Origin of the sequence: Streptomyces glaucosporus (genome assembly GCF_039533345.1) — a bacterium.
In the GTDB taxonomy this organism is placed as follows: domain Bacteria; phylum Actinomycetota; class Actinomycetes; order Streptomycetales; family Streptomycetaceae; genus Streptomyces; species Streptomyces glaucosporus.
The window spans coordinates 1-24,350 of the sequence record NZ_BAAATJ010000043.1; the positions used below are offsets into that span (position 1 = coordinate 1).

Annotated in this window: 20 protein-coding genes, 1 rRNA gene and 1 pseudogene; 8 read left to right on the forward strand and 14 right to left on the reverse strand. The window is 74.9% G+C overall.

Translation table 11 applies throughout. From position 1 onward, the window contains the following. The 6 genes and pseudogenes from ABD358_RS27770 to pyrG form a co-directional block, all read right to left on the reverse strand. Positions 1–273: pseudogene (locus ABD358_RS27770) on the reverse strand (hypothetical protein); the annotation flags it as partial. After that, complete coding sequence (locus tag ABD358_RS27775) at positions 270–1,394, reverse strand: ParA family protein (RefSeq protein ID WP_344633922.1); 1,125 nt, start codon at positions 1,392–1,394, stop codon at positions 270–272. The pseudogene ABD358_RS27770 and the gene ABD358_RS27775, both read right to left, overlap by 4 nt. Before the next feature lie 413 nt (positions 1,395–1,807). Then, entirely contained in the window at positions 1,808–2,923 is a 1,116-nt protein-coding gene (ald, locus tag ABD358_RS27780) for an alanine dehydrogenase (protein ID WP_344633937.1), read from the reverse strand. A gap of 178 nt (positions 2,924–3,101) precedes the next feature. Beyond that, positions 3,102–5,141, reverse strand: coding sequence for a tetratricopeptide repeat protein (locus ABD358_RS27785; protein WP_425576442.1), 2,040 nt, complete (start codon positions 5,139–5,141; stop codon positions 3,102–3,104). 109 nt (positions 5,142–5,250) lie between these two features. Then, on the reverse strand, positions 5,251–5,898 hold the full coding sequence (locus ABD358_RS27790) for an NUDIX domain-containing protein (RefSeq protein ID WP_344633923.1): 648 nt from the start codon (positions 5,896–5,898) through the stop codon (positions 5,251–5,253). A gap of 3 nt (positions 5,899–5,901) precedes the next feature. Beyond that, positions 5,902–7,581, reverse strand: a complete 1,680-nt coding sequence (gene pyrG, locus ABD358_RS27795) for a CTP synthase (protein WP_344633924.1) — start codon at positions 7,579–7,581, stop codon at positions 5,902–5,904. A 402-nt stretch (positions 7,582–7,983) separates the two neighbouring features. Between pyrG and ABD358_RS27800 the strand changes: the two genes are divergently transcribed. Together ABD358_RS27800 and ABD358_RS27805 are read left to right on the forward strand one after the other, a co-directional pair. Next, a complete protein-coding gene (locus ABD358_RS27800) occupies positions 7,984–9,789 on the forward strand; it encodes a glycoside hydrolase family 15 protein (RefSeq protein WP_344633925.1) in 1,806 nt (601 codons plus the stop codon). A 140-nt stretch (positions 9,790–9,929) separates the two neighbouring features. Next, positions 9,930–10,970 (forward strand): LacI family DNA-binding transcriptional regulator, encoded by a 1,041-nt coding sequence (locus ABD358_RS27805; protein WP_344633926.1) that lies wholly within the window; start codon positions 9,930–9,932, stop codon positions 10,968–10,970. A gap of 82 nt (positions 10,971–11,052) precedes the next feature. Here ABD358_RS27805 and ABD358_RS27810 read toward each other — a convergent pair whose 3' ends face one another. The 5 genes from ABD358_RS27810 to ABD358_RS27830 all read right to left on the reverse strand — a co-directional run bounded on the left by ABD358_RS27810 (position 11,053) and on the right by ABD358_RS27830 (position 16,263). Then, entirely contained in the window at positions 11,053–12,201 is a 1,149-nt protein-coding gene (locus ABD358_RS27810) for a glycosyltransferase family 4 protein (RefSeq protein WP_344633927.1), read from the reverse strand. A 155-nt stretch (positions 12,202–12,356) separates the two neighbouring features. Further along, on the reverse strand, positions 12,357–14,108 hold the full coding sequence (recN, locus tag ABD358_RS27815) for a DNA repair protein RecN (protein ID WP_344633928.1): 1,752 nt from the start codon (positions 14,106–14,108) through the stop codon (positions 12,357–12,359). A 64-nt stretch (positions 14,109–14,172) separates the two neighbouring features. Continuing rightward, the gene (locus ABD358_RS27820; RefSeq protein WP_344633939.1) at positions 14,173–15,060 is read right to left on the reverse strand and encodes an NAD kinase; all 888 of its coding nucleotides are present in this window, start codon (positions 15,058–15,060) and stop codon (positions 14,173–14,175) included. Positions 15,061–15,110: 50 nt separating this feature from the next. Then, entirely contained in the window at positions 15,111–15,941 is an 831-nt protein-coding gene (locus ABD358_RS27825; protein ID WP_344633929.1) for a TlyA family RNA methyltransferase, read from the reverse strand. Between the two features lie 7 nt (positions 15,942–15,948). Then, complete coding sequence (locus ABD358_RS27830) at positions 15,949–16,263, reverse strand: hypothetical protein (RefSeq protein ID WP_344633930.1); 315 nt, start codon at positions 16,261–16,263, stop codon at positions 15,949–15,951. A gap of 70 nt (positions 16,264–16,333) precedes the next feature. On the opposite strand from ABD358_RS27830, the gene ABD358_RS27835 reads away from it, so the two are divergent. The 4 genes from ABD358_RS27835 to ABD358_RS27850 all read left to right on the forward strand — a co-directional run bounded on the left by ABD358_RS27835 (position 16,334) and on the right by ABD358_RS27850 (position 19,539). Beyond that, positions 16,334–16,681, forward strand: coding sequence for a sterol-binding protein (locus ABD358_RS27835; RefSeq protein ID WP_344633931.1), 348 nt, complete (start codon positions 16,334–16,336; stop codon positions 16,679–16,681). 82 nt (positions 16,682–16,763) lie between these two features. After that, entirely contained in the window at positions 16,764–17,510 is a 747-nt protein-coding gene (locus ABD358_RS27840) for a class I SAM-dependent methyltransferase (protein ID WP_344633932.1), read from the forward strand. Positions 17,511–17,689: 179 nt separating this feature from the next. Beyond that, positions 17,690–19,255 (forward strand): MFS transporter, encoded by a 1,566-nt coding sequence (locus ABD358_RS27845; RefSeq protein WP_344633933.1) that lies wholly within the window; start codon positions 17,690–17,692, stop codon positions 19,253–19,255. Positions 19,256–19,284: 29 nt separating this feature from the next. Next, entirely contained in the window at positions 19,285–19,539 is a 255-nt protein-coding gene (locus tag ABD358_RS27850) for a hypothetical protein (RefSeq protein WP_344633934.1), read from the forward strand. A 68-nt stretch (positions 19,540–19,607) separates the two neighbouring features. Here the strand turns inward: ABD358_RS27850 and ABD358_RS27855 are convergent, their stop codons facing one another. Then, positions 19,608–20,678, reverse strand: coding sequence for an HAD hydrolase-like protein (locus tag ABD358_RS27855; protein ID WP_344633935.1), 1,071 nt, complete (start codon positions 20,676–20,678; stop codon positions 19,608–19,610). A 77-nt stretch (positions 20,679–20,755) separates the two neighbouring features. On the opposite strand from ABD358_RS27855, the gene ABD358_RS27860 reads away from it, so the two are divergent. Next, positions 20,756–22,063 carry a DUF1015 domain-containing protein gene (locus ABD358_RS27860; protein WP_344633936.1) on the forward strand — a complete coding sequence of 436 codons (1,308 nt, stop codon included), beginning with the start codon at positions 20,756–20,758 and terminating at the stop codon, positions 22,061–22,063. A 70-nt stretch (positions 22,064–22,133) separates the two neighbouring features. Here the strand turns inward: ABD358_RS27860 and ABD358_RS27865 are convergent, their stop codons facing one another. Continuing rightward, on the reverse strand, positions 22,134–22,841 hold the full coding sequence (locus ABD358_RS27865) for a hypothetical protein (RefSeq protein ID WP_425576443.1): 708 nt from the start codon (positions 22,839–22,841) through the stop codon (positions 22,134–22,136). A gap of 135 nt (positions 22,842–22,976) precedes the next feature. Here ABD358_RS27865 and ABD358_RS27870 point away from each other — a divergent pair, with 135 nt between their 5' ends. After that, a complete protein-coding gene (locus ABD358_RS27870) occupies positions 22,977–24,113 on the forward strand; it encodes a hypothetical protein (protein ID WP_344633941.1) in 1,137 nt (378 codons plus the stop codon). 149 nt (positions 24,114–24,262) lie between these two features. Here ABD358_RS27870 and rrf read toward each other — a convergent pair. Next, positions 24,263–24,350 (reverse strand): 5S ribosomal RNA (rrf, locus tag ABD358_RS27875); the annotation flags it as partial.

The following is a 24,350-nucleotide window of genomic DNA, read 5'->3' on the forward strand; positions in this document are numbered from 1 at the left end:
CGCGCCCTGCCCGGTGCGGCCGTCCCGCCCCGGGGCGGGCACCGGGGGGCGGGATTCGCGGCCGCCGTGGCCGTCGGCGGCCGGGGCGCCGGCGGCGCCCTCCGCGCCGTCTTCCGCCGGGGTGTGCTCCCCGGCGGGGCCGGACGTGCCCGCCGGGGCGGGGGGCCGGGCCGGCGCGGAGGCGTCGCCTCCCGTGTGCTGGTGGGGGGTCGAGGGCTGGACCGGGGACCCTCCGGTGGAGCGGAACAGTTCGTCGGCTGCCGGGAGACTCACTCGGCGTGGCACCGGGCGAGCACCTCCCTGGCGAGCTGGCGGTAGGCGGCGGCGCCGACGGAGTTGGAGGCGTACGTGGTGATCGGCTCGCCGGCGACCGTGGTCTCCGGGAAGCGGACCGTGCGTCCGATGACGGTGTGGTACACGTTGTCGTCGAAGGCCTCCACGACGCGCGCGAGCACCTCGCGGCTGTGCACGGTGCGGGAGTCGTACATCGTCGCCAGGATGCCGTCCAGTTCCAGATCGGGGTTGAGCCGCTCCTGGACCTTCTCGATCGTCTCCGTCAGCAGGGCCACACCGCGCAGCGCGAAGAACTCGCACTCCAGCGGCACGATCACCTTGTGCGCGGCGGTGAGGGCGTTGACCGTCAGCAGACCGAGGGACGGCTGGCAGTCGATGACGATGAAGTCGTAGTCGGGCAGCAGCGGCTGGAGGGCGCGCTGGAGCGTCGATTCCCGCGCCACCTCGCTGACCAGCTGGACCTCGGCGGCGGACAGGTCGATGTTGCTGGGCAGCAGGTCCATGCCCGCGACGGCCGTCTTCAGCAGCACCTCGTCGGGTGACATGCCCCGCTCCATGAGCAGGTTGTAGACCGTCAGGTCCAGCTCCATCGGGTTGACGCCGAGACCGACCGAGAGGGCGCCCTGCGGGTCGAAGTCCACCAGCAGCACCCGGCGTCCGTACTCGGCGAGCGCGGCGCCCAGGTTGATGGTGGAGGTGGTCTTGCCGACCCCGCCCTTCTGGTTGCACATCGCGATGATCTTCGCCGGGCCGTGTTCGGTGACCGGGCCGGGGATCGGGAAGTACGGCAGCGGGCGGCCGGTGGGGCCGATGCGCTCGCGGCGCTGCCGGGCGGCGTCGGGTGCGAGGGTGGCCGCGTACTCGGGGTCGGGTTCGTACTCCGCGTCGGGGTCGTAGAAGTGCCCCTCGGGGAGTTCGTCGTAGTGGGGGTCCGCGTAGGGCCTGCCGCCCGTGTGGTCGGCTGCCATGGCGTTCCCCCGGTGACCGTCCGTGCTCTGATGGGCTGTCATGCTCGCCTGGTTCTGGTGGGCTGCGAAAGTCTGGACAGCGACGGAGCCGACGGCGTTGAGTCCCGAGGGGCCCTGGCCCCGCGAAGGCATTCCTGGTTGACCACTCCCGGGAGTAAATGTCGACTCATTCACAAGTCGTCTTACCTCCTTGGCGACCAGGAAACTTCTAGACAGATCAGCGTGGCACCATGCCGATGATTGGCGACTCTATGGCGTGTCGGCCGTCCGCAGCAACACAATCCGCCGGAGACGGCCTGATGTGTCGGCCACCTTGTACCCGTCTGTCAAGGGTGTAACAGCCGCGCATACGGGGCTTCCGGGGGGCGCGAAACGCTCAAAGAAGTATGATCGCGGCGAGTCGTCCCCGCGTCGGCCGGGCCCGCCGCGCGCCCCGGCCCGCTCACCGGCCGGCCCCAGGGGTGTCCGGGGCCGGCCGGTGAGATGACAGTCGTCATGTTGACTTATGGTGTTGACGACCCGTCATCGGTTCGCATGACGGCTTGTCAGCCGATCAGCGTGCCCACCTCGCGCACCGGAAGCCCGTGCGCCTGGGCGACCGGACCGTAGGCGATCTCGCCGTCGTGGACGTTGAGCCCCTTGGCGAGGGCCGGGTCGCGGCGCAGGGCGTCGCGCCAGCCGCGGCCGGCCAGTTCCACGATGTACGGCAGCGTGGCGTTGGTGAGCGCGTACGTCGAGGTGCTCGGCACCGCGCCGGGCATGTTGGCGACGCAGTAGAAGACCGAGTCGTGGACGGTGAAGGTCGGCTCGGCGTGCGTGGTGGGACGCGAGTCCTCGAAGCAGCCGCCCTGGTCGATGGCGATGTCGACCAGCACGCTCCCCGGCTTCATCTGCGCCACCAGCTCGTTGGAGACCAGCTTCGGCGCCCTGGCTCCGGGGATCAGCACGGCGCCGACGACCAGGTCCGCCTCCCGGACGGCCTTCTCCAGCTCGTACGCGTTGGAGGTGACCGTCCGCACCCGGGTCCCGAAGATCCGGTCGGCCTCGCGCAGCTTGCGCACGTCCTTGTCGAGCAGGGTGACCTGGAAGCCCATGCCCACGGCGATCTGCGTGGCGTTCCAGCCCGCGACGCCGCCGCCGATGACCACCGCCCGGCCCGCCGAGACGCCCGGCACGCCGCCGGGCAGCACGCCGCGGCCGCCGGCCGGGCGCATCAGGTGGTACGCGCCGACCTGCGGGGCGATCCGGCCGGCCACCTCGGACATCGGCGCCAGCAGCGGCAGCGTGCCGTCCGCGGCCTGCACCGTCTCGTAGGCGATGGCGGTGGTGCCGGACCGCAGCAGGGCGTCGGTGCACTCGCGGGACGCGGCCAGGTGGAGGTAGGTGAACAGCACCTGGTCCTTGCGGAGCCGGTGGTACTCCTCGGCGACCGGCTCCTTGACCTTCAGCAGCAGATCGGCGGTGGCCCACACCTCGTCGGCGGTGTCCAGCACGGTGGCGCCGGCCTCGGTGTAGTCGCGGTCGCCGATGGAGGAGCCCGCACCGGCGCCCTGCTCCACGTAGACCTGGTGGCCGCCTCGTACGAGTTCGTGCACACCGGCCGGGGTGATGGCCACGCGGAACTCGTTGTTCTTGACTTCGCGGGGGATGCCGACCTTCACGTCGATCACGGTCCTCGTCTCATGGGGTGGTGGGTGGACCGGGGCTCGCACCACCGGACCGCCGCATGGGTTGCATGCCGGATGCGGTGGAGCGGCCGCAGCTCGGCCAGTCTAATGAAGGATTTACGGCTGTCTAGCCTTGCAAAGCACAATCTTCTGCACCTATTTCCGTCCTTTCTTAGGACGGTGCTCTGCGGCCGGCCCCGTGCCCGTGCCCCTCCCCGTACCCGGTGCCGCCGGAGGGGCCGTCGAGGGGGCCGCCCTCCAGCCGCCGGGCCCACCGCAGGGCCTCGCGGCGGGTCCGCAGCGCCTCCTCGGCACGGCCCGCCAGCTCCTGCACCCGCGCCGCCTCCTCCAGCGCCCGGACGTACCCCCGCCGGTCCTTCAGCCGCCGGCAGGCCGCCGCGGCGGCGCGCCACGCGCGCAGCGCCTCCTCCCAGTCCCCCTCGTGCAGGTGCTCCGCGCCGATCCGGCCGTGGAGCCGGGCCTCGGCCGCCAGGTCGCCGCGGGTCTGGCACAGGGCCAGCGCCCGGCCGTACCAGTCGGTGGCCCGCGGCCGGTCGCCCAGGGCGGAGTAGGTGTCCCCGAGGGACTCCAGGGCCCGCGCGGCCGCCCCGGCGGGGTCCGCCACGGCCTCGCGGGCCGCCTCCAGCGCGGCGCGGTAGCGCGTCAGCGCCTCCCTCGGCCGGCCGGCGCGGAGGTCGAGGTCGCCCAGGGCGAGCAGGGCCGCCGCGTGCTCGCCGTGGAGGCCGCGCCGCGCGGCGACGGGCGGCAGGAGCTCGTAGAGGCGGTACAGCTCGGGGGCGGCCCCGCCGGGCTCCAGGTGCGCGCTCAGCGCCCGGGTCAGGGCCGACACCAGACGCCGGGCGAGGGTGTCCAGCTCCCCGTCCCGGGCCGCCAGGCCGGCCGCGGCGCGCAGGGCCGGCAGGCGGGAGTCCAGCCACGCGGCGGCAGCGGCGGGCGTGGCGAAGCGCAGGGCGCGCGGCAGCCCGGCCGCCTCCCTGCGCGCCCGTGAGCCGGGCGGTTCGGCCGCCGCCCGGCAGGACCTCAGCAGCCGCACGGTCCGCTCCAGCATCCGGGCCCGGGCGAGCTGCACGTCGGCGGGGCGCTCCAGCTCCCTCAGCAGGACGGCCAGCAGGGGGGCGAGGCAGCCGGGGACCTCGTACTGCCCGGGGACGGCGGTGGTGCGCAGCAGGCCGAGCCGGACGAAGCCCTCCAGCGTGGCCGCCGCCGCGTCCACCGGGCATCCGGCGAGCCCGGCGACGGTGTGGGCGTCGGCGAGCCCGGCCGGGGCGAGCGCCAGCAGGCGCAGGGTGCGGGCGGCCGCCGGCGGCAGCGAGCCGTGCACCAGCAGCAGGGCGCGGACCAGCGGCCGGGCGGCCGGGGCGGGGCGCGGACGGGGAGCCGGGACGAGGCGGGCGCCCGGTGCGGTGCCGTCCGCCGCCTCGCCGGGCAGGGTGTCGGGAAGGTCGCCGAAGCGCCGCACCGCCTCGGCGACGGACGCCATGGGGTGGGCCGCCAGCCAGCCGCCGACCAGGACGAGCGCGGCGGGCCGTCCGCCGCACGCCTCGACCAGCCGCTCGGCGGCGCGCGGATCGACGGTGACGCGGGGCGTCTCCCCCGCGCACCGGGCCAGGAGGGCCACGGCCGAGGCGGTGTCGAGCCCGCCGAGGGTGCAGGGCCGCACGTCCGGGACGCCGGTCAGCGGCCCCCGGGAGACGGCGAGGACGAGGCAGTCCCGGCTCTCGGGGACCAGGTCCGCGAGCTGTCCGGACCCGGCCACCTCGTCCAGGAGCAGCAGGGCGCGGCGGCCCGAGAGGGCGGCGCGCAGCGCCTCGGTGAGCTCCTCCTCCCCCGCCCCGGCCCGGACCGGGCGGCCGAGGGCGCGGAGCAGGTCGCGGGCGGTGCGCTCGGTGGGGACGGGGGTGCCGTCCGGGTCGGTGAGCCGGGCGCGGAGCACACCGGCGGGGTAGTCGGCGGCCACCTGCCGGGCGAACTCCTCCGCCAGCGCGGTGCGGCCCGAACCGGGGCGGCCCGCGACGAGCAGGACGCGCCCGCGGGGAGCGGGCCGGCCGGAGAGGGTGTCCAGTCCGGCGCGTCCGATGTCGGCACGGAGCTGGGCCAGCTCGCTCCGCCGTCCGACGAACCCGCCGGACCCGTCCGCCGCCGGGGCCGTGTACGGGGTCGGCCCGCTGGTGTGCACCGCCTGATCCGTCACGGATCGAGGGTAGTTCACCCCGGCGGGGCGGGCCCGGCTCCGGCGCCGACCACGTCGGCCCCGTCGCGGCGGGCGGCGGGAGTTCCGGGAGAGCCTCCCGCGGGCTCCGTCAGGCCTCGAACGGCCTGGCGGGCCAGGGCGCGTCGGCCGGACGCAGGGCGTCCAGGCCCTCCGGACCGCCGGCGCGGGCGGCGGCCAGCGCCAGGACGGCGGTCACCAGGCAGCTGTTGTGCAGGTCGCCGGCGAGGGCGCCGCGGACCAGGTCCCCCAGCGGAACGCGGGCCACCTCCATGTCGGCCTCCTCGTCGGAGGCCGTGAAGCGCTCGCCCTCCGCCTCGGACAGCTGCCGGGCCAGGAAGATCCTCACCGCCTCGTCGCTGCCGCCGGGCGAGGTGTACATGTCGATCAGCACCCGCCAGTCCGCGGCTTCGACGTGCGCCTCCTCGTACAGCTCGCGCCGGGCGGCGTGCAGCGGGTTCTCGCCGGGCACGTCGAGCAGCCCGGCGGGGACCTCCCACAGCTTGTGGCGGACCGGGTGGCGGTACTGCTTGAGCACCAGCACCCGGTCCCGCTCGTCCAGCGCGAGGACGGCGACCGACCCCGGGTGCACCTGGTAGTCGCGGCCGGAGACGGAGCCGTCCGGCATCACCACGCGGTCGGTGCGCACCGCGGTCTTGGCGCCGGTGAACGGCGTCTCCGAGGCGGTGATCCGCCACTCCTGCGGGGTGTCCCGCAGGGGCCCGTCCGTCCCCGCCACGGCTCAGACCTCCTCGCGCTCGCGCGCGGCGTCCGCGCCCTGCGCCCGCTGCCGCTCCACCGCGGCCTTCACCAGGCCGGCGAAGAGCGGGTGCGGGCGGGTCGGGCGGGAGCGCAGCTCGGGGTGGGCCTGGGTGGCGACCAGGTAGGGGTGGACCTCGCGCGGGTACTCGACGAACTCCACCAGCTTGTTGTCCGGGGAGGTGCCGGAGAAGACGAGCCCGGCCTTCTCCAGCTCGGCGCGGTAGTGGTTGTTCACCTCGTAGCGGTGGCGGTGGCGCTCCTCGACGTACGGCTCGCCGCCGTAGACCTCGCGCACGATGGAGCCCTCGGCGAGCTTGGCCGGGTACATCCCCAGCCGCATGGTGCCGCCCATGTCGCCCTCTCCGGCGACGATGTCGAGCTGCTCCTCCATGGTGGAGATCACCGGGTGGGGGGCGGCCTGGTCGAACTCGGTGGAGTTGGCGCCCTCGATGCCCGCCAGGTTGCGGGCGGCCTCGATCACGATGCACTGCAGGCCCAGGCACAGGCCCAGCAGCGGGACGCCGTTCTCGCGGGCGTAGGTGATCGCCGCCACCTTGCCCTCGACCCCGCGCTCGCCGAAGCCGCCGGGGATGCAGATCGCGTCCACGTCGCCGAGCTGCTTCCGGGCCCCGCCGGGGACCCGGCAGTCGTCGGAGGTGACCCACTTGATCCGCACCTTGGCGTTGTTGGCGAAGCCGCCGGCGCGCAGCGCCTCGGTGACCGACAGGTAGGCGTCGGGCAGGTCGATGTACTTGCCGACCAGCGCGACGGTCACCTCGTGCTCGGGCTGGTGGACGCGGCGCAGCAGGTCGTCCCAGCTGGTCCAGTCCACGTCGCGGAAGGGCAGGCCGAGGCGGCGCACCACGTAGGCGTCCAGGCCCTCGCCGTGCAGCACCTTGGGGATGTCGTAGATCGACGGGGCGTCCTTGCAGGCCACCACCGCCTCCTCGTCCACGTCGCACATCAGCGAGATCTTGCGCTTGATGGAGACGGGGACGTCCCGGTCGGCGCGCAGCACGATCGCGTCGGGCTGGATGCCGATGTTGCGCAGGGCGGCCACCGAGTGCTGGGTGGGCTTGGTCTTCAGCTCCCCGGAGGGGCCGATGTAGGGCAGCAGCGAGATGTGGACGACGAAGACGTTGTCGCGGCCCACCTCGTGCCGCACCTGGCGCACGGCCTCCAGGAACGGCAGCGACTCGATGTCGCCGACGGTGCCGCCGACCTCGGTGATCACCACGTCCACGTCGTCGGTGGCCATCCGGCGGATGCGGTGCTTGATCTCGTTGGTGATGTGCGGGATGACCTGCACGGTGTCGCCCAGGTACTCGCCGCGCCGCTCCTTGGCGATCACCGTGGAGTAGATCTGGCCGGTGGTGACGTTGGCGGAGCCGTCGAGGTCGACGTCGAGGAAGCGCTCGTAGTGGCCGATGTCCAGGTCGGTCTCGGCGCCGTCGTTGGTGACGAACACCTCGCCGTGCTGGAAGGGGTTCATCGTGCCGGGGTCGACGTTGAGGTACGGGTCGAGCTTCTGCATGGTGACCCGCAGTCCGCGGGCCTTGAGCAGGGCGCCCAGGCTGGAGGCGGTGAGACCCTTGCCGAGCGAGGAGGCGACACCCCCGGTGACGAAGAGGTGCTTGGTCGTCATGGATTTGGGCGGCATGGCCAAGAGGGGGCTCCCGTGGTCGCGAGGTGACGTGCGCTCCGGCCCCCCGGCCGGTGGAAGCCGGTGGAAGGGGGTGCCGTCGCTGCGGTTCGGGGGTTTGTTGTGCCCTCCGCTCCACGGGCTACCAGGGTATCAGCGGCGGGCGCGGTGGCCGAAGCGCGGCGGCGTGACGGTACGGACCGTGGCACAGTGTCCGGGACGGGTCCGCCGCGGCCGGCCCGCGCCGTCCGATCCCCGGATCGGGGTCGCCCGAGGGCCCCGGCGCCCCTAGGGTGACCTCGGCGCGGACCACTCGGCCGCGTCGTATCCTGCTCAGAATGTCCGCGTGGACCGATCACGCGGCAGGACGGAAGACCGCACGTCCCACGGGGCGTAGCCGCAGTTCGACTGGAGATGCTCGTGGCCGGGCGCATCGAGGATTACGCACTCATCGGGGACATGCAGACCGCCGCCCTGGTCTGCAGGGACGGGTCGGTGGACTGGCTGTGCCTGCCCCGGTTCGACTCCCATGCCGTCTTCGCCGGGCTCCTCGGCACCGAGGACCACGGCTTCTGGCGGCTGGGTCCGGCGCACGCCCCCGGCCAGGAGCCGCCGGCCGCCACCCGGCGCCGCTACCGGGGCGACTCCCTGGTGCTGGAGTCCGAGTGGGACACCTCCCGCGGCACCGTCCGTGTGATCGATTTCATGCCGCCGCGCGAGCACCACGCGCCGCAGCTGGTGCGCATCGTGGAGGGCGTCAGCGGGCGGGTGCCGATGCGGTCGGCGCTGCGGATGCGGTTCTCCTACGGGCAGATCGTGCCGTGGGTGCACAAGGCGGACGGCCGCACCGTCGCCGTCGCCGGGCCCGACTCCGTGTGGGTGGACAGCGACGTCGACACCTACGGCGAGGACCTGACCACCTACGCCGACTTCACCGTGGCGCCGGGCGACCGGGTGGCGATGACCATCAGCTGGCAGCCCTCGCACCAGGACCCCCCGCCGCCCGCGGAGCCGGAGGCTGCCCTGTCGGCGACCGAGGAGTTCTGGCGGACCTGGGTGGAGCACTGCACGTACCACGGCCCGTACCGGGAGGCGGTGGTGCGGTCCCTGATCACGCTCAAGGCGCTCACCTACGCCCCGACCGGCGGCATCGTGGCCGCCCCGACCACGTCGCTGCCCGAGGAGATCGGGGGCGTGCGCAACTGGGACTACCGCTTCACCTGGCTGCGCGACGCCGCGATCACCCTGTCGTCGCTGCTGCGCACCGGCTACCGCGAGGAGGCCCAGGCCTGGCGGGAGTGGCTGCTGCGGGCGGTCGCCGGCGACCCGGAGAACCTCCAGATCATGTACGGCATCGCGGGCGAGCGCGAGCTGGGCGAGACGGAGCTGCCCTGGCTGCCGGGCTACGAGGGCTCCCAGCCGGTCCGGGTCGGCAACGGCGCCGCCGGCCAGCTCCAGCTCGACGTCTACGGCGAGGTCATCGAGGCCCTCCACCTGGCCCACATGACCGGTCTGGCGCGCAACGACTACGCCAGCCTGCTCCAGATCAAGCTGATCGGCTATCTGGAGGACCACTGGGCGGACCCGGACGAGGGGATATGGGAGGTCCGCGGCCCGCGCCGGCACTTCGTCCACTCCAAGGTCATGGCGTGGGTCGCGGTGGACCGCACGATCCGCCTGATCGAGTCCGGCGAGGTGGACGGGCCGCTGGAGCGGTGGAAGCGGCTGCGCGAGGCGATCCACCGCGACGTGTGCGAGAAGGGCTACGACCCCGAGCGGAACACCTTCACCCAGTCCTACGGGTCCAGGGAGCTGGACGCCTCGCTGCTGCTGATCCCGCAGGTGGGCTTCCTGCCGCCCGACGACAAGCGGGTCATCGGCACCATCGAGGCCATCCAGCGGGAGCTGTCGACCCCGGACGGCTTCGTGATGCGCTACCCGACCTCGGGCGACGAGGAGGGCCTGGACGGCCTGTCGGGCGACGAGGGCGCGTTCCTGGCCTGCTCGTTCTGGCTGGCGGACGACCTGGCGATGATCGGCCGGGTCGAGGAGGCGCGCAGGCTGTTCGAGAAGCTGCTGTCCCTGCGGAACGACCTGGGGCTGCTCGCGGAGGAGTGGGACCCGCGGCTCCAGCGGCAGGTGGGCAACTTCCCCCAGGCGTTCAGCCACGTGCCGCTGATCGACACCGCCCTGCGGCTGACGGCCTCGGGCGCGTACGGCGGCTGAGCCGCACCGGCGTCCGCCCGGCCCCCTGAGGGCCGGGCGGGCCCGGCACAGCACCGTGAAAGCGCTCTCAGGGGTGCTCTGCGCGCCGCCCGCCGTTGGCGGTAGCGTCGAAGGCTCCGGGAGAGTTAAGGAGTTTCGCCGTGCACGGTCACAGACCCACCCTCGAAGCGGTCGCCGCCCACGCCGGGGTCTCCCGCGCCACCGTGTCGCGCGTGGTCAACGGCGGCGCGGGCGTCCGCAGGGCCCTGCGGGAGCGGGTCGAGGCGTCGGTGGCCGCACTCGGCTACGTGCCCAACAGCGCGGCGCGCAGCCTGGTCACCCGCCGTACGGGAGCCGTCGCCGTGGTGATCGCCGAACCGGAGACACGGGTGTTCTCCGACCCGTTCTTCGCCCAGCAGCTGCGCGGCATCAGCCGCGAGCTGTCCTCGTGCGACACCCAGCTGGTGCTCCTGCTGCTGGAGGAACGCGCGGACTACGACCGCGTCGGACGGTACCTGGCGGGCGGCCACGTGGACGGGGCGCTGATGTTCTCGCTGCACCGCGACGATCCGCTGCCGTCGATGGCGAGGGCCTCCGGCCTGCCCACGGTCTTCGGCGGCCGGCCGGGCTGGCCCGGGGCGGAGGACGACCCCGGGCTGCTGTACGTGGACACCGACAACCGCGGCGGCGCCCGGCAGGCGGTGGAGCACCTGCTGGAGCGGGGGCGGCGGCGGATCGCCGTGATCACCGGCCCGCTGGACCAGACCTCCGCCCAGGACCGGCTCGACGGCTACCGCGACGCCCTCGGGGCGGCCGAGGCCGACCCGGCCCTGGTCGCCCACGGCGACTTCACCGCCGAGGGGGGCGAGCGCGCCATGGCCGAACTGCTGGACCGCTCCCCCGACCTGGACGCCGTCTTCGCGGGCAGCGACCTGATGGCCTCCGGCGCGCTGCGCACCCTGCGCTCACGGGGGCGGCGGGTGCCCGAGGACGTGGCGGTCGTCGGCTACGACGACCTGGAGCCGGCCGCCTGGGCCGTTCCGGCCCTGACCACCGTGCGCCAGGACGTGCAGGACATGGGCCGGATGATGGCCGGCCTCCTGCTGCGGCGGCTCGGGCTGGAACCGGACGGCGTGCCGTCCGGGACGCCCCTGGCCCCGGTGGTCACCCCCGCCCGGCTGGTGGTCCGGGACTCCAGCTGACGGCGGGGAACCGGCCGGGCCGCACGCGACCGGACGGGCGGGCGGCACGCGACCGGCCGGGCGGACGGCCGGGAGCCCCGCGTCAGCCCGCCGTGAGCTCGTCGTACACGCTCAGCACCTGGGCCACCGTCTCGTCCTCGCTCGGCCAGGTCGCCGCCTGGGCCCTCCCGGCCGCGGCCAGGGACCGGCGCCGGGCGGGATCGGCCAGCAGGCCGGCCACCGCCCCGGCCAGCGCGTCCGCGTCGCCGCGGGGCACCAGCAGCGCGGCGTCGCCCACCAGCTCCGGCAGGCCGCCCGCCGCGACCGCCACCAGCGGCACCCCCGCCCGCAGCGCCTCCTGCGCCACCACGGCCCGCCCCTCAGGCCGCGCGGGCACCACCGCGACGTCGGCGGCGGCGAGCAGTTCCAGCGCGTCCCCGCGCCGCCCCAGCAGCCGTACCGGCAGTTCCTCCGCCTCGATGCGGCGCCGGAGCGCGGGCCGGTCCGGCCCCTCCCCCGCGACGGCCAGCAGCGGCGGCGGCTCGAGACCGCGCCAGGCGCGGGAGGCGGTCAGCAGGGTGCCGAACCCCTGGCGGGGGGCGAGGCGTCCGACGGCGAGGACCAGCGGGCGCCCGGTGGCGCCGAGCTCGGCGCGGATCTTCTCCCGCCGCCCGTCCGTCTCCGCCCCGTCCGCCGCGGGCGACGGGGCGCGGGAGGGCGCGCGCGGCACGGCCAGGGACACCGGGACGAGGCGGGCGTCGCGGGCCCCGTGTCGGCGGGCCCGGTCCACCAGGTCCGACGTGGTGCCGAACACCACCCGCGCGGCCCGCACCACCCGCCGCTCCAGCAGCCGCATCAGCCGGGCCCGCGCTCCGGCGGCCCGGGTCCGGGCGTGCCAGGTGACCACCAGCGGCACCCGGCGGCGGCGCCCGTACAGCGCCGGCACGGCCAGCGCCGCGGCCCGCAGCCCGTGGGCGTGCACGACGTCGGCGTCCCCGCACACCGCGCGCAGCGCCACGGCCGCCTCGGGCTCCGTGCAGTCGGTCAGGGGCACGAAGCGGGCGCCGACGCCGGTGAAGCCGTAGTCCGGTTCGGTGGTGCGCGGCGCGCAGACGGTCACCCGCACCCCGCGGGCCACCAACCCGGCCGCCAGGGACCGCACGTGCGCGCAGGTGCGGGCGCTCCCGCTGCCGACCACCTGCACCACGTGCAGCTGCGCCCGGCCGCGCGGTGGGACCTGTGTGCTGCTCACGGAAGGGACGGGGCTCCTGGTTCGACGGGGCCTGGGGCGGCTCGGACGGCGCGGCGCACGGCGGTGCGCCGGGTCCAGGATGCCAGGTCCCGCCCCCGCGGCACGTCACGCCGTACGGGTGACCGTCTGCGCGCCGCGGCGGCCGGACGCGCCGGTCAGATGCCGGCGCGGGCCGCCTCCAGCAGCTCCTCGGCGTGGGCGCGGGCGAGCCGCGACTCCTCGTGGCCCGCCAGCATCCGGGACAGCTCGCGCACCCGGTCCTCGCCCTCCAGGGTCTTCACGCCGCTGCGCGTCACCGAGCCGTCGGACGTCTTCTCCACCACCAGGTGCCGGTCGGCGAACGCCGCGACCTGCGGGAGGTGGGTGACGACGACGACCTGCGCCGACTTCGCCAGCCGGGCCAGGCGCCGCCCGACCTCGACCGCGGCCTTCCCGCCGACGCCGGCGTCCACCTCGTCGAAGAGGTAGGTGGGCACCGGCGCGGCGCCCGCGAAGACCACCTCGACCGCGAGCATCACCCGGGACAGCTCACCGCCCGAGGCGCCCTTGGCGATCGGGCGGGGCGGGGCACCGGGGTGCGGGGCCAGCAGCAGCTCCACCTCGTCCACCCCGTGGGGGCCGAAGGAGACCAGCCGTCCGCCCACCTCGATCCCCGACGCCTCGTCGGCCGTCTCGTGCTGCCGCAGTTCGACGGCGACACGGGCGTGCGGCATCGCGAGTTCGGCGAGTTCCGCGGTGACCGCGTCGGCGAACCGCTTGGCCGCGTCCGCCCGGGCCTCCGTCAGCCGCTGCGCCAGTCCGGCCAGCCGGGTGCGGAGCGCGTCGCGCTCGGCGGTGAGTTCGGCGATCCGGTCGTCGTCGCTGTCGAGTTCGGCGAGCCGTGCGGCGCTCTCCTCGGCCCAGGCCAGTACGGCGTCGACGTCCTCGCCGTACTTGCGGGTCAGGTGGGCCAGCACGGCGCGGCGCTCCTCGACCGCGGCCAGCCGCAGCGGGTCGGCGTCCAGGTCGTCGGCGTACCCGGCCAGTTCGCCGGCCACGTCCGCCAGCAGGATGCCCACCTCGCCCAGCCGGTCGGCGAGGGCGGCCAGCGCCGGGTCGTGCGCCCGTACGGCCTCCAGAGCGCGCTGGGCGCCCGCGACCAGCGCGCCGGCGTCCACGGCCTCGGGGTCGGCCGGGTCCCCGACCAGCGCGCCGTGGGCGGTGGCGGCGGCCGAGGCCAGGGCCTCGGCGTGGCCGAGCCGTTCGGCCTCGGCGGCCAGTTCGGCGTCCTCGCCCGGGCGGGGTTCGGCGGCGGCGATCTCCTCCAGGCCGAAGCGCAGCAGGTCGGCCTCCTGGGCGCGTTCGCGGGCGCGCGTGGTCAGCTCCTCCAGTTCGGCGGAGACCGCGCGCAGCCGCCGGTACGCCTCGGTGTACTCGGCCAGCGGCACGGAGACGGCGTCGCCCGCGTACCGGTCCAGGGCCTGCCGCTGCCGGGCCGGGCGCAGCAGGCCCTGCTGGTCGGTCTGCCCGTGCACCGCGACCAGGTCCTCGCCCAGCTCCGCCAGCAGCCCGACGGGCACCGCGCGTCCGCCGACGTGGGCGCGCGAGCGGCCCTCGGCCGAGATCGTGCGGCTGATCAGCAGGTCGCCGTCGTCCAGTTCCGCGCCCGCCTCCTCGGCCCGCCGCGCCGCTGGCGCGCCGGGCGGCAGCACGATCCGGCCCTCCACCACGGCGGCCCTCGCGCCCGTCCGCACCAGGGCGGCGTCCGCGCGTCCGCCGAGCAGCAGCCCCAGACTGGTGACGACCATGGTCTTGCCCGCGCCGGTCTCACCGGTCACCGCGGTGAAGCCGGGGGACAGCTCGACGACGGCGTCATCGATCACGCCCAGGGCCCGAATCCGCATCTCCTCCAACACGGGTACGACCATACGAGGTCCGGCGGCCGGTTCCCCACTCGCGGTCCGCTCCGGTGTCGTCGCCCGCACCGGTGTGCTAGTGCGGCGCTCCGCGCCATCCGGCCACCGGGAGCGCGAACTTGGCGACCAGCCGGTCGGTGAAGGAGGCGCGGTGCAGCCGCGCCAGCCGCACCGGCACCTCGCCGCGCCGCACCTCCACCCGGGCGCCCGCGGGCAGGTCCACGCTGCGCCGCCCGTCGCACCACAGGACGCCTCCGGGGGTCTGCGGCTGCACCTCGACGGCGAGCACCGACTCGGGGGTGGTCACCAGGGGCTTGGCGAACAGGGCGTGGGCGCTGATGGGCACCATGAGCAGCGCCTCGACCTCCGGCCAGACCACGGGCCCGCCGGCGGAGAAGGCGTAGGCCGTGGAGCCGGTGGGGGTGGCGCACACCACGCCGTCGCAGCCGAAGCGGGAGACCGGCCGCCCGTCGACCTCCGCGACGACCTCCAGCATCCGCTCCCGGGCGGCCTTCTCCACCGACGCCTCGTTCAGCGCCCAGTCGCGGTGCACGACGCCGCCGTTGTTGCGGACGAGCACGTCGATGGTCATCCGCTCCTCGACCTCGTAGGCGCGGTCGACGATGCGGTGCACGACCTCCTCCAGGTCGTCGCGCTCGGCCTCGGCCAGGAAGCCGACCCGGCCGAGGTTGACGCCCAGCATCGGCACCCCCGAGGCCCGGGCGAACTCCGCGCCGCGCAGCAGCGTCCCGTCGCCGCCGAGGACGACGAGCAGCTCGCACCCCTCGACGACCTTCTCGCAGGGCTCGTCGGCCCCCACCGTCCGCACGGACGGCGGCAGCGACAGGTCGGCGGCCTCCTCGGCCAGGACGCGGGCGCCGATGCCGTTGCGCAGCAGCCCCTGGACGACGAGTTCGGCGCTGCGGACCGCGGCCTGGCGGCCGGTGTGGGTCAGCAGGAACACGGTGCGGCCGGCGGTGCCGGCGCCCGGGGTGCTGCCGGTGTTCTGCGTGTTCACTGGGGACCCTCCGCCACGGCTCGGTCGACGTCGGCCGGGTCGAGTTCGGGCGCCCCGGCGCGCAGCCACAGGAAGTATTCGACGTTACCGGAGGGGCCCGGCAGGGGGCTGGCGGTCACGCCGAGCGCGCCCAGGCCCAGTGCGGCCGCCTGGCCGGCGACGGTGCGGACCGCCTCGGCGCGCAGTTGCGGGCTGCGGACCACTCCGCCGCTGCCCAGCCGCTCCCGGCCCACCTCGAACTGCGGCTTGACCATCAGCACGAGGTCGGCGCCGGGCGCGGCGCACCGCGTCAGGGCGGGCAGCACCAGGCCGAGCGGGATGAAGGACAGGTCGCCGACGACGAGGTCCACCGGTTCGCCGCCGATCTGCTCCAGGGTGAGGTCGCGGACGTTGGTGCGGTCCTTCACCACGACCCGCTCGTCGCTGCGCAGCGACCAGGCGAGCTGGCCGTAGCCGACGTCGACCGCGACGACCCGCGCGGCCCCGGCGCGCAGCAGCACGTCGGTGAAGCCGCCGGTGGAGGCCCCGGCGTCCAGCGCCCGGCGTCCGGCCACGGTCAGGCCGCGCGGGGTGAACGCCGCCAGGGCTCCGGCCAGTTTGTGGCCGCCGCGCGAGACGTAGTCCGGGTCGCCGGCGTCCTCGGCCACCACGATGGCCGATCCGGTCTCCACCTGGGTGGCGGGCTTGGTCGCGGTGGCGCCGCCGACGGTGACCCGTCCGGCGGCGATGAGCGCGCTGGCGTGTTCGCGTGAACGGGCCAGCTTGCGGCGCACCAGTTCCGCGTCGAGCCGGCTGCGCCGGCCGCGCTGGTTTCGTGACGCTGCCACGTGTGGTTCAGCTCCCGGGGTTGTGCGGCGCGCCGGGCTCGGGGGGCCCGGGTCGCCGGTCGAGCGCGGTCAGCGTGTCACGCAGTCCGCGGTGCACATCCTCGTACACCCCCGGATGGCCGGAGACGTCGAGGTGGTCGAGGCCGGCCAGGCGGCGCAGCCCGGCGTCGACCCCCGGGTGCCCGGTGGGGGTCACCTCGACGCCCAGGGGCCGGGGTCCGCCGCCGGCGGCCGTCGTCTCCTCGCGCGGCGGCTGCTCCGGGGGTTCCGGCTCCGTCCGCGCTTCCGGTTCCGGCGCCGTGCCGGACATCGGCTCGTCCATGGTCACGACGCTACCGCGCCCGGGTTCCGCCGCGGAGGGGGGCACACCCTCTGCGGTACCGTCGGAAGGCATGGCGACCACAGAGCAGTGCCGGGCCGCGCTGGAGCGGCTGGCGAGGAACCTGGCGGACGCGGAGGGCGACGTGCGCAGCGCCGCCGCCGTGGAACGCTCGGTCAGCTGCCACCTCACCGACCTGGACACCACCTTCGCCGGCAGGCTCGTCCACGGCCGCATCGAGGACATGACCACCGTGCCGGGACCCCCGCCGGAGCGTGCCCAGATCAGGCTGGTCATGACCGGCGACGATCTGGTCTCCCTGGTGGAGGGCAGGCTGGACTTCGCCCGCGCCTGGGCGCGGGGCCGGGTGAGACTGGAGGCCGGTCTGCGGGACCTGCTGCGGCTGCGGTCGCTGCTCTGAGCCGCCCCGGGCCACCGGCGTTTTCCGGACCCGGGCCCGGGAACGGCGTGTGGGCGGCGCCCCGGGCGGCGACGATGGCCGTATGACGACCACTCCGCACGCCCGCTCCTTCGACGCGGCCGCCGCCCTCTACGCCGCGAACCGCCCCTCCTACCCGCCGGCCCTGCTGGACGCCGTCGAGGAGATCGCGGGCCGGCCCCTCGCCGGTGCGCGCGTCGCGGACGTGGGCGCCGGCACCGGGATCCTCACCGCCCTCCTCCACGCCCGCGGCGCCCGCGTCGTCGCCGTCGAGCCCGGCGACGGCATGGCCGCCGAGTTCCGCCGGTCCCTGCCCGGGGTGCCGGTCGTGCGCGGCGACGGCGACCGCCTCCCCCTGGCCTCCGCGTCGGCCGACGTCGTCACCTACGCCCAGGCCTGGCACTGGACCGATCCGAGGCGGTCGCTGCCCGAGGCCTTCCGCGTCCTGCGGCCCGGCGGCGCGCTGGCCGTGATGCGCAACGACTCCGACGAGTCGGTGCCCTGGATCGCCGAGCAGACCGCCCGGATCCGCCGCTTCCTCGGCGTCGGGGAGGACGTGGCGGCGGCGGGCGCCGCCCGCTCCCTGCCGTCCGGGCGGCCGGGCTTCACCACCCGGCGGGTGCCCTGGTCCCGGCGGGTCCCCCTGGACACCCACATCGCCAACCTCTCCAGCCACTCCGACTTCCTCGTCCTGGGCGAGGAGCGCGCCGCCGCCTTCCTCGCCCGGGAGCGCGAGCTGCTGGCCGGGGTCTTCCCGGACGGCACGGTCGAGGAGCCCTACGTCGCCACCGTGAGCGTCGCCCTCCGCTGACGCGGGCGCGCCCGCCGCCCCGGGGGTGGCCGGGCGCGTCCGCCGCGGGACGCCGTGGCGCGAAGCCGTCGGGAGAATCCACCGGAATCCGCCCTGTTTGAGGATCTCAGGGGAGGAAACAGCGGAAAGGCGGCGCGGTTCCAGCCGCGTCCGACGCCTCTTGACGTGTGGAGGCCGTGATGACGACCGTTCCCGTGGGAATCGACCAGGGCGCCCGGCCCGTGCGCAGCACCGTCCCCCAGAGGATGGACCGACTGCCGTGGAGCGGCTTCCACTGGAAAGTGGTCGTCGCGCTGGGCATCACCTGGGTGCTCGACGGAATCGAGATCACCATCGCCGGGTCCATCGCAGACCGGATCCGGGACGAGCAGTCCCTGGGCTTCTCCGCGTCGCAGGTGGGCCTGACCGCCAGCATCTACCTGCTCGGCGAGGTCGTCGGCGCCCTGGTGTTCGGGCGGATGGCCGACCGGCTGGGCCGCCGCAAGCTGTTCATCCTCACCCTGGGCGTCTACCTGCTCGGCAACGCCCTGACCGCGCTGTCGATGAACTTCGCCTTCTTCGCCGTCACCCGCTTCATCGCGGGCACGGGCATCGGCGGCGAGTACGCGGCCCTGAACTCGGCGATCGACGAGCTCATCCCCAGCCGCCACCGGGGCCACGCCGACCTGGCGATCAACGGGACCTACTGGCTGGGCGCCATGATCGGCGCCGCGGCCAACCTCGCCTTCCTCAACCCCGACCTGTTCGCCATCGACCTCGGCTGGCGTCTCGGCCTGCTCGTCGGCCCGGCCATCGGCCTGGCCATCTGGGGGCTGCGGCGGAACATCCCCGAGAGCCCGCGGTGGCTGCTCACCCACGGCCGGCCGGAGGAGGCCGAACGGGTGGTGACCGCCATCGAGCACGACGTGGAGAAGCACGGCACGCGCCTGGAGCCGGTGCCCGACGAGGCCGCCATGGAGTTCCGGCTCCGCAAGCCGGTCTCCTACGGCGAACTGGCGCGGGTGCTGTTCCGCGACTACCGGCAGCGGTCCTTCCTGGGCTTCATGCTGATGGTGACGCAGTCGTTCCTCTACAACGCGATCTTCTTCACCTACGCGCTGATCCTCGCCGAGTTCTACGGCATCGGGGGCGGCGCGGTCGCGTACTTCATCTTCCCCTTCGCGGTGGGCAACCTGCTGGGGCCGCTGATCCTCGGCCGGTTCTTCGACACCGTCGGGCGCCGCGTCATGATCGGCGGCACGTACTGCTTCTCGGGCGTGCTGCTGTTCGTCACCGGATGGCTGTTCGCCGAGGGCATGCTCAACGCCGTCACCCAGACCGCGCTGTGGTGCGTGATCTTCTTCATCGCCTCCGCGGCCGCCTCGTCGGCGTACCTGACCGTGAGCGAGATCTTCCCGGTCGAGATGCGGGCCCAGGCGATCTCGTTCTTCTTCGCCATGTCGATGCTGTTCGGCGGTGTCGTCGCGCCGTGGCTGTTCGCGACCCTGATCGGGAACGGGGAGAGCCCGTGGCGGGTCTTCGCCGGGTACACGGTGGGCGCCCTGCTGATGATCGCGGGCGGGGTGACCGCGTTCGTGTGGGGCGTCGACGCGGAGCGGCGGTCGCTGGAGAACATCGCGGTGCCGCTGTCCGCGGTCACCGCCGACGCCGGGGAGGCGAGCGCGAGCGGCCTCACCGGCGGGCTGACCGCCCACGTCCGCAGGACGCCGAGGGACGTGACCAAGGACGAGTACTACCGCTCCTAGCGCCGGACGCCGGTGCGCGGGGAGGCGGCATGCGGCGGCCGTGGCGGTACGGCGGGACGGCGGGGCGAGAGGCGGGCCCGGACGGCCCGCGCCGGCGGGTGGTGCTGCTGTGGACGGACCTCGTGGCGGCCTTCACCGCGTACGTGACCGGGCTGCTCGCGGCCGGCCTCGCGCTCGGCGGCGACCGGGCCCGGGACGTCGCCGTCGGCAATCTGGCGGGCGCGGGCCTGGCCGTCGCCGCCGTCGCGGTGCTGGTGCTGCTCCGGCGCCGGCGCGGCCCCTGAGACCCGTCCTCCCCGTGACCCGCCCCCCGCGGCGGGTCACGGGGCCCGGACGGCCGCCCGGGGGAGGCTCACAACCCCAGGGCGGCGAGCGCCTTGTCCGCCGCGGCCCGGCACGCGCCCTCCCCGGCGTGCGTCCACGCCGCCGCGCACAGCGCCCGCAGCCCGTCCAGCGGGTCCTCGCCCCCGCCGTCCAGGACCAGCCCGCCGTCCTGGACCGAGGCCGTCCAGCCCCCGCACGAGAAGCCTCCGCCCGGCGCCTCCACCGGTTCCGGCTGGGGACGGTGCAGTCCCCGCAGGTCGGCCGCCACGTACGTCGGACGGTGCTCGGGCCGTGCCGCCAAGAGCTGCGCCGCGTCCGTCACCCCGGTCAGCACCAGCAGCGAGTCCACGCCGCCCGCGTACGCGCCCTCGATGTCCGTGTCCAGCCGGTCGCCGACCACCAGGGGCCGCTCCGCGCCCGTCCGCAGGATCGTCTCGCGGTGCATCGGCGGCAGGGGCTTGCCCGCCACCTTCGGCTCCGGCGCCGGACGCATCCAGCGGGTGGCGATCCGCACCGCCTCCACCGCCGCGCCGTTGCCCGGGGCGATGCCCCGCCCGCTGGGAATGGTCAGGTCCGTGTTGGACGCGAACCACGGCAGCCCGCGCCCCACCGCGATCGCCGCCTCGGCCAGCCGTCCCCACGGCATCTGCGGGCCGCCGTACCCCTGCACCACCGCCGCGGGCGCGTCGTCCGCCGACTCCACCGGCTCCAGGCCGCGTTCGCGCAGCGCCACCATCAGACCCTCGCCGCCCACGCACAGCACCCGCGATCCCGGGGGGAGTTCCTCGGCGATCATCCGGGCCACCGCCTGCGCCGAGGTGACCACCTCCTCCGGCTCAGCGGGCACCCCGAGCCGCGTCAGGTGCTCGGCGACGGCCTGGGGGGTGCGCGCGGCGTTGTTCGTCACGTACGCCGACCTCATCCCGGCCGCACGGGCCGCCCCGAGCGCCTCGACCGCGTGGGGAACCGCCTCGCCGCCCGCGTAGACCACGCCGTCCAGGTCGAGCAGCGCCGTGTCGTACGCCTCGGCCAGGGGGCGCTCGCAGGCCCGGGGCCGGTTGCTGACCGGGCGGCGGGGGCCGGTCGGGGAGTCGGTCATCGTCTTCTCGCTCCTCGTGCTCGCGGACAACTCCCCCGATCATCCCTCACCCCCGCAGGGCGGCATAACATGCACCAATGCTGCGATCCCCGGGCCCCGAACACCCCTCGGGCGGCCTCCGTCTCGCCCCTTTCCGCGGCCTGCGCTACGCCCCCGACCGGGTCGGCAGCCTGGCCGCCGTGACCTCTCCCCCGTACGACGTCGTGGTCCGCCCCGACGGTCTGCGCCACCTCGAAACCGCCGACCCGTACAACATCGTCCGGCTGATCCTCCCGGAGGCCGCCGACCCCGCCGCCCGCCACCGGCAGGCCGCGGAGACCCTGCGCCGCTGGGAGGACGAGGGCGTCCTCGTCCGCGATCCGCGTCCGGCGCTGTACGTCTACGAGCAGCGCCGGGGCGACGTCCTCCAGCGCGGCCTGATCGGCGCCCTGCGGCTGAGCACGCCGGACGAGGGCGCGGTCCTCCCCCACGAGGACGTCATGGCGGAGGTCGTCGAGGACCGCGCCGCCCTGATGCGCGCGACCGCCGCCAACCTCGAACCGCTGCTGCTGTCGTACCGCGGCGACGGCACCGAGGGCGGCGCCGCGGCCGTCGTCGACCGCGCCACCGGCAGACCGCCGCTGCTCTCCACGACCACCGAGGACGGTTTCTCGCACCGGCTCTGGCCGGTCACCGACCCCGGCGAACTCTCCGAGGTCGACCGCGACCTCTCCCGGCGGCAGGCGCTCATCGCCGACGGCCACCACCGCTGGGCCACCTACCTGCGGCTCCGGGCCGATCCGGCCGTCCGTGCCGAGGGCGGCGGCTTCTGGGACCACGGCCTGGTCCTGCTGGTCGACACCTCCCGCCATCCGCTGAGGGTGCAGGCCATTCACCGGATCCTCCCCCACCTGCCGCCGGCCGACGCCCTCGCCCGGCTGGACGGCGCCTTCCGCGTCCGCCGGGTCGACGGCCCCCTCCCGGACGCCCTGCGCGCTCTGGAGACCGCCCCCGGGAACGCCTTCCTGCTCACCGGGGACGGCTCCTTCCACCTGCTCCACACCCCGGACCCGGCTCTGGTGGAGCGCACCGTCCGCGGCGACCGGCCGGAGGCGTGGCGGCGGCTGGACGCCACGGTGCTGCACTCCGTCCTGCTCGACGCCGTCTGGCGCGTCCCGGACCGCTCCTCCGAGATCGGCTACCTCCACGACGCGACGGCGGCCGTGGAGCAGGCGGAGCGTCTGGGCGGCTCGGCCGTGCTGATGCGCCCGGTCGCGGAGGAGACCGTCCGCGACCTGGCCCGCCAGGGCGTCACCATGCCCCGCAAGTCCACCTCCTTCGGCCCCAAGCCGGCCACCGGGCTGGTGCTGCGCGCCGTGGAGCGGGGCGGCGGGAGGACCCGGTAACGGACGAGGGCGGGGGCCCGGATCCTCCGATCCGGGCCCCCGCCCTCGTCACACCTCGCCGGGCCGCGCCTCAGCGATCGCCGTTCCCGTCTTCCCCGGCGTCGGACGCGTCCGGGTCCGCCGGCTCGCCGTCCTGCTCGGCCTCCTGCTCCGCGTCGGGGTCGAGCGCGTCCAGGAACTCCACACCGTCCAGCTCGGCCAGCCGGTCGGAGGCGTCGGTCGTGCCGCCCTGGTCGGCCTCGAGGGCCTTCGCGAACCACTCGCGCGCCTCGCTCTCACGCCCCACCGCCAGCAGTGCGTCGGCATAGGCGTACCGCAGCCGCGCGGTCCACGGCTGGACGGAGTGCGAGGCGAGCTCGGGGCTCTGGAGCGTGACCACGGCGGCCTCGGCCTGTCCCATGTCGCGCCGCGCACCGGCCGCGACCAGCCGCATCTCCACCTGTCCGGCCTTGTCGAGCTTCTGCACCTCGGGCTCGCCGGCCATCGCGAGTGCCTTCTCCGGCCTGCCGAGGCCGCGTTCGCAGTCGGCCATCAGCGGCCACAGGTGGACCGAGCCGGTCATCCGCCGGGCCGCCCTGAACTCGGCCAGCGCCTCGGCGTACTTCCCCACACCGTAGGCGGCGAACCCCGCGGCCTCGCGCACCGCCGCGACGCGGGAGGCCAGCCGCAGCGCGACCTTCGCGTAGCCGTAGGCCTGCTCCGGCTCGTCGTCCAGCAGCTTCGCCACCATCACCAGGTTCTTGGCGACGTCCTCGGCGAGTGTCTTGGGCAGGCTCATGAGCTCCTGCCGCACGTCCTTGTCCAGCTCTTCGCCGGTGACGTCCTCCGGGATCGGCAGCCGCCTGAGGGGTTCCCGGTCCTGGGCGCGGTCACGCGGGCGGTCGCGGTCGTCGCGCCGGTAGCCGGCGCCGCCGTGCCCGCGGTAGCCGCCGCCCCGCTCGTCACGTCCCCGGCCGCCGCCCTGACCGTACGGACGCCGCTCGCTCCGGTCGTCTCCGCGGTATCCCCCGCGGGGACGGTCGTCACGGCGGTCGTCACGCCGGAAATCGCGACGGTCGTCATCACGCCGGAAATCGCGACGCTCCCCGCGGTCCCGGTCGAACCCACCCCGCTCATCCCGCCGACGGTCATCACGGCGATCGTCCCGCCGGTCGTCACGCCGGTACGAGGGCCGGTCATCACGCCGGAAGTCCCGACGCTCATCGCGCCCGTACGAGGGACGCTCCCCCCGACGGTCGTCCCGACGCTCCTCCCGGCCGTACGAAGGCCGGCTCTCCCGCCGGTCATCGCGCCGGAAATCGCGACGGTCGTCATCACGCCGGAAATCGCGACGCTCCCCGCGGTCCCGGTCGAACCCACCCCGCTCATCCCGCCGACGGTCATCACGCCGATCGTCCCGCCGGTCGTCACGCCGGTACGAGGGCCGGTCGTCACGCCGGTACGAGGGCCGGTCATCACGCCGGAAGTCCCGACGCTCATCGCGCCCGTACGAGGGACGCTCCCCCCGACGGTCGTCACGACGCTCCTCCCGGCCGTACGAAGGCCGGCTCTCCCGCCGGTCGTCACGCCGGAAATCGCGACGGTCGTCATCACGCCGGAAGTCCCGGCGCTCCCCGCGGTCCCGGTCGAACCCACCCCGCTCATCCCGCCGACGGTCATCACGCCGGAAATCGCGACGGTCGTCGTCACGACCGCCTCGCCGGTCGTCACGCCCGTACGAGGGACGGTCCCCCCGACGCTCATCACGGCGGTCGTCACGGCGGTACGGGGGACGGTCGCCCCGACGGTCGTCACGACGCTCCTCCCGGCCGTACGAAGGCCGGCTCTCCCGCCGGTCGTCACGCCGGAAATCGCGACGGTCGTCATCACGCCGGAAGTCCCGGCGCTCTCCGCGGTCCCGGTCCCGGTCCCGGTCGAACCCACCCCGCTCATCCCGCCGACGGTCATCACGGCGGTCGTCACGGCGGAAATCACCACCACGCCTCTCACCGCCACCCTGGCGTCGCGGCCTGTCGGACCGCTCGGACCCACCGGGCCTTTCCTCAGGTGAGTTGGACATCGACGTGGCTCCTGTCTTGGGGTGGTACATGTTCATTCTCGCGCTCCGGTCGGCTCAACGCCTCGGAGTCGATGGGCAAGGGAAAAGAAAAAGACCCTTGGTCCCAGCGTGCACGCTGGGACCAAGGGTCTTCACGAATTGTTCGGCGGCGACCTACTCTCCCACACGGTCCCCCGTGCAGTACCATCGGCGCTGGAGAGCTTAGCTTCCGGGTTCGGAATGTAACCG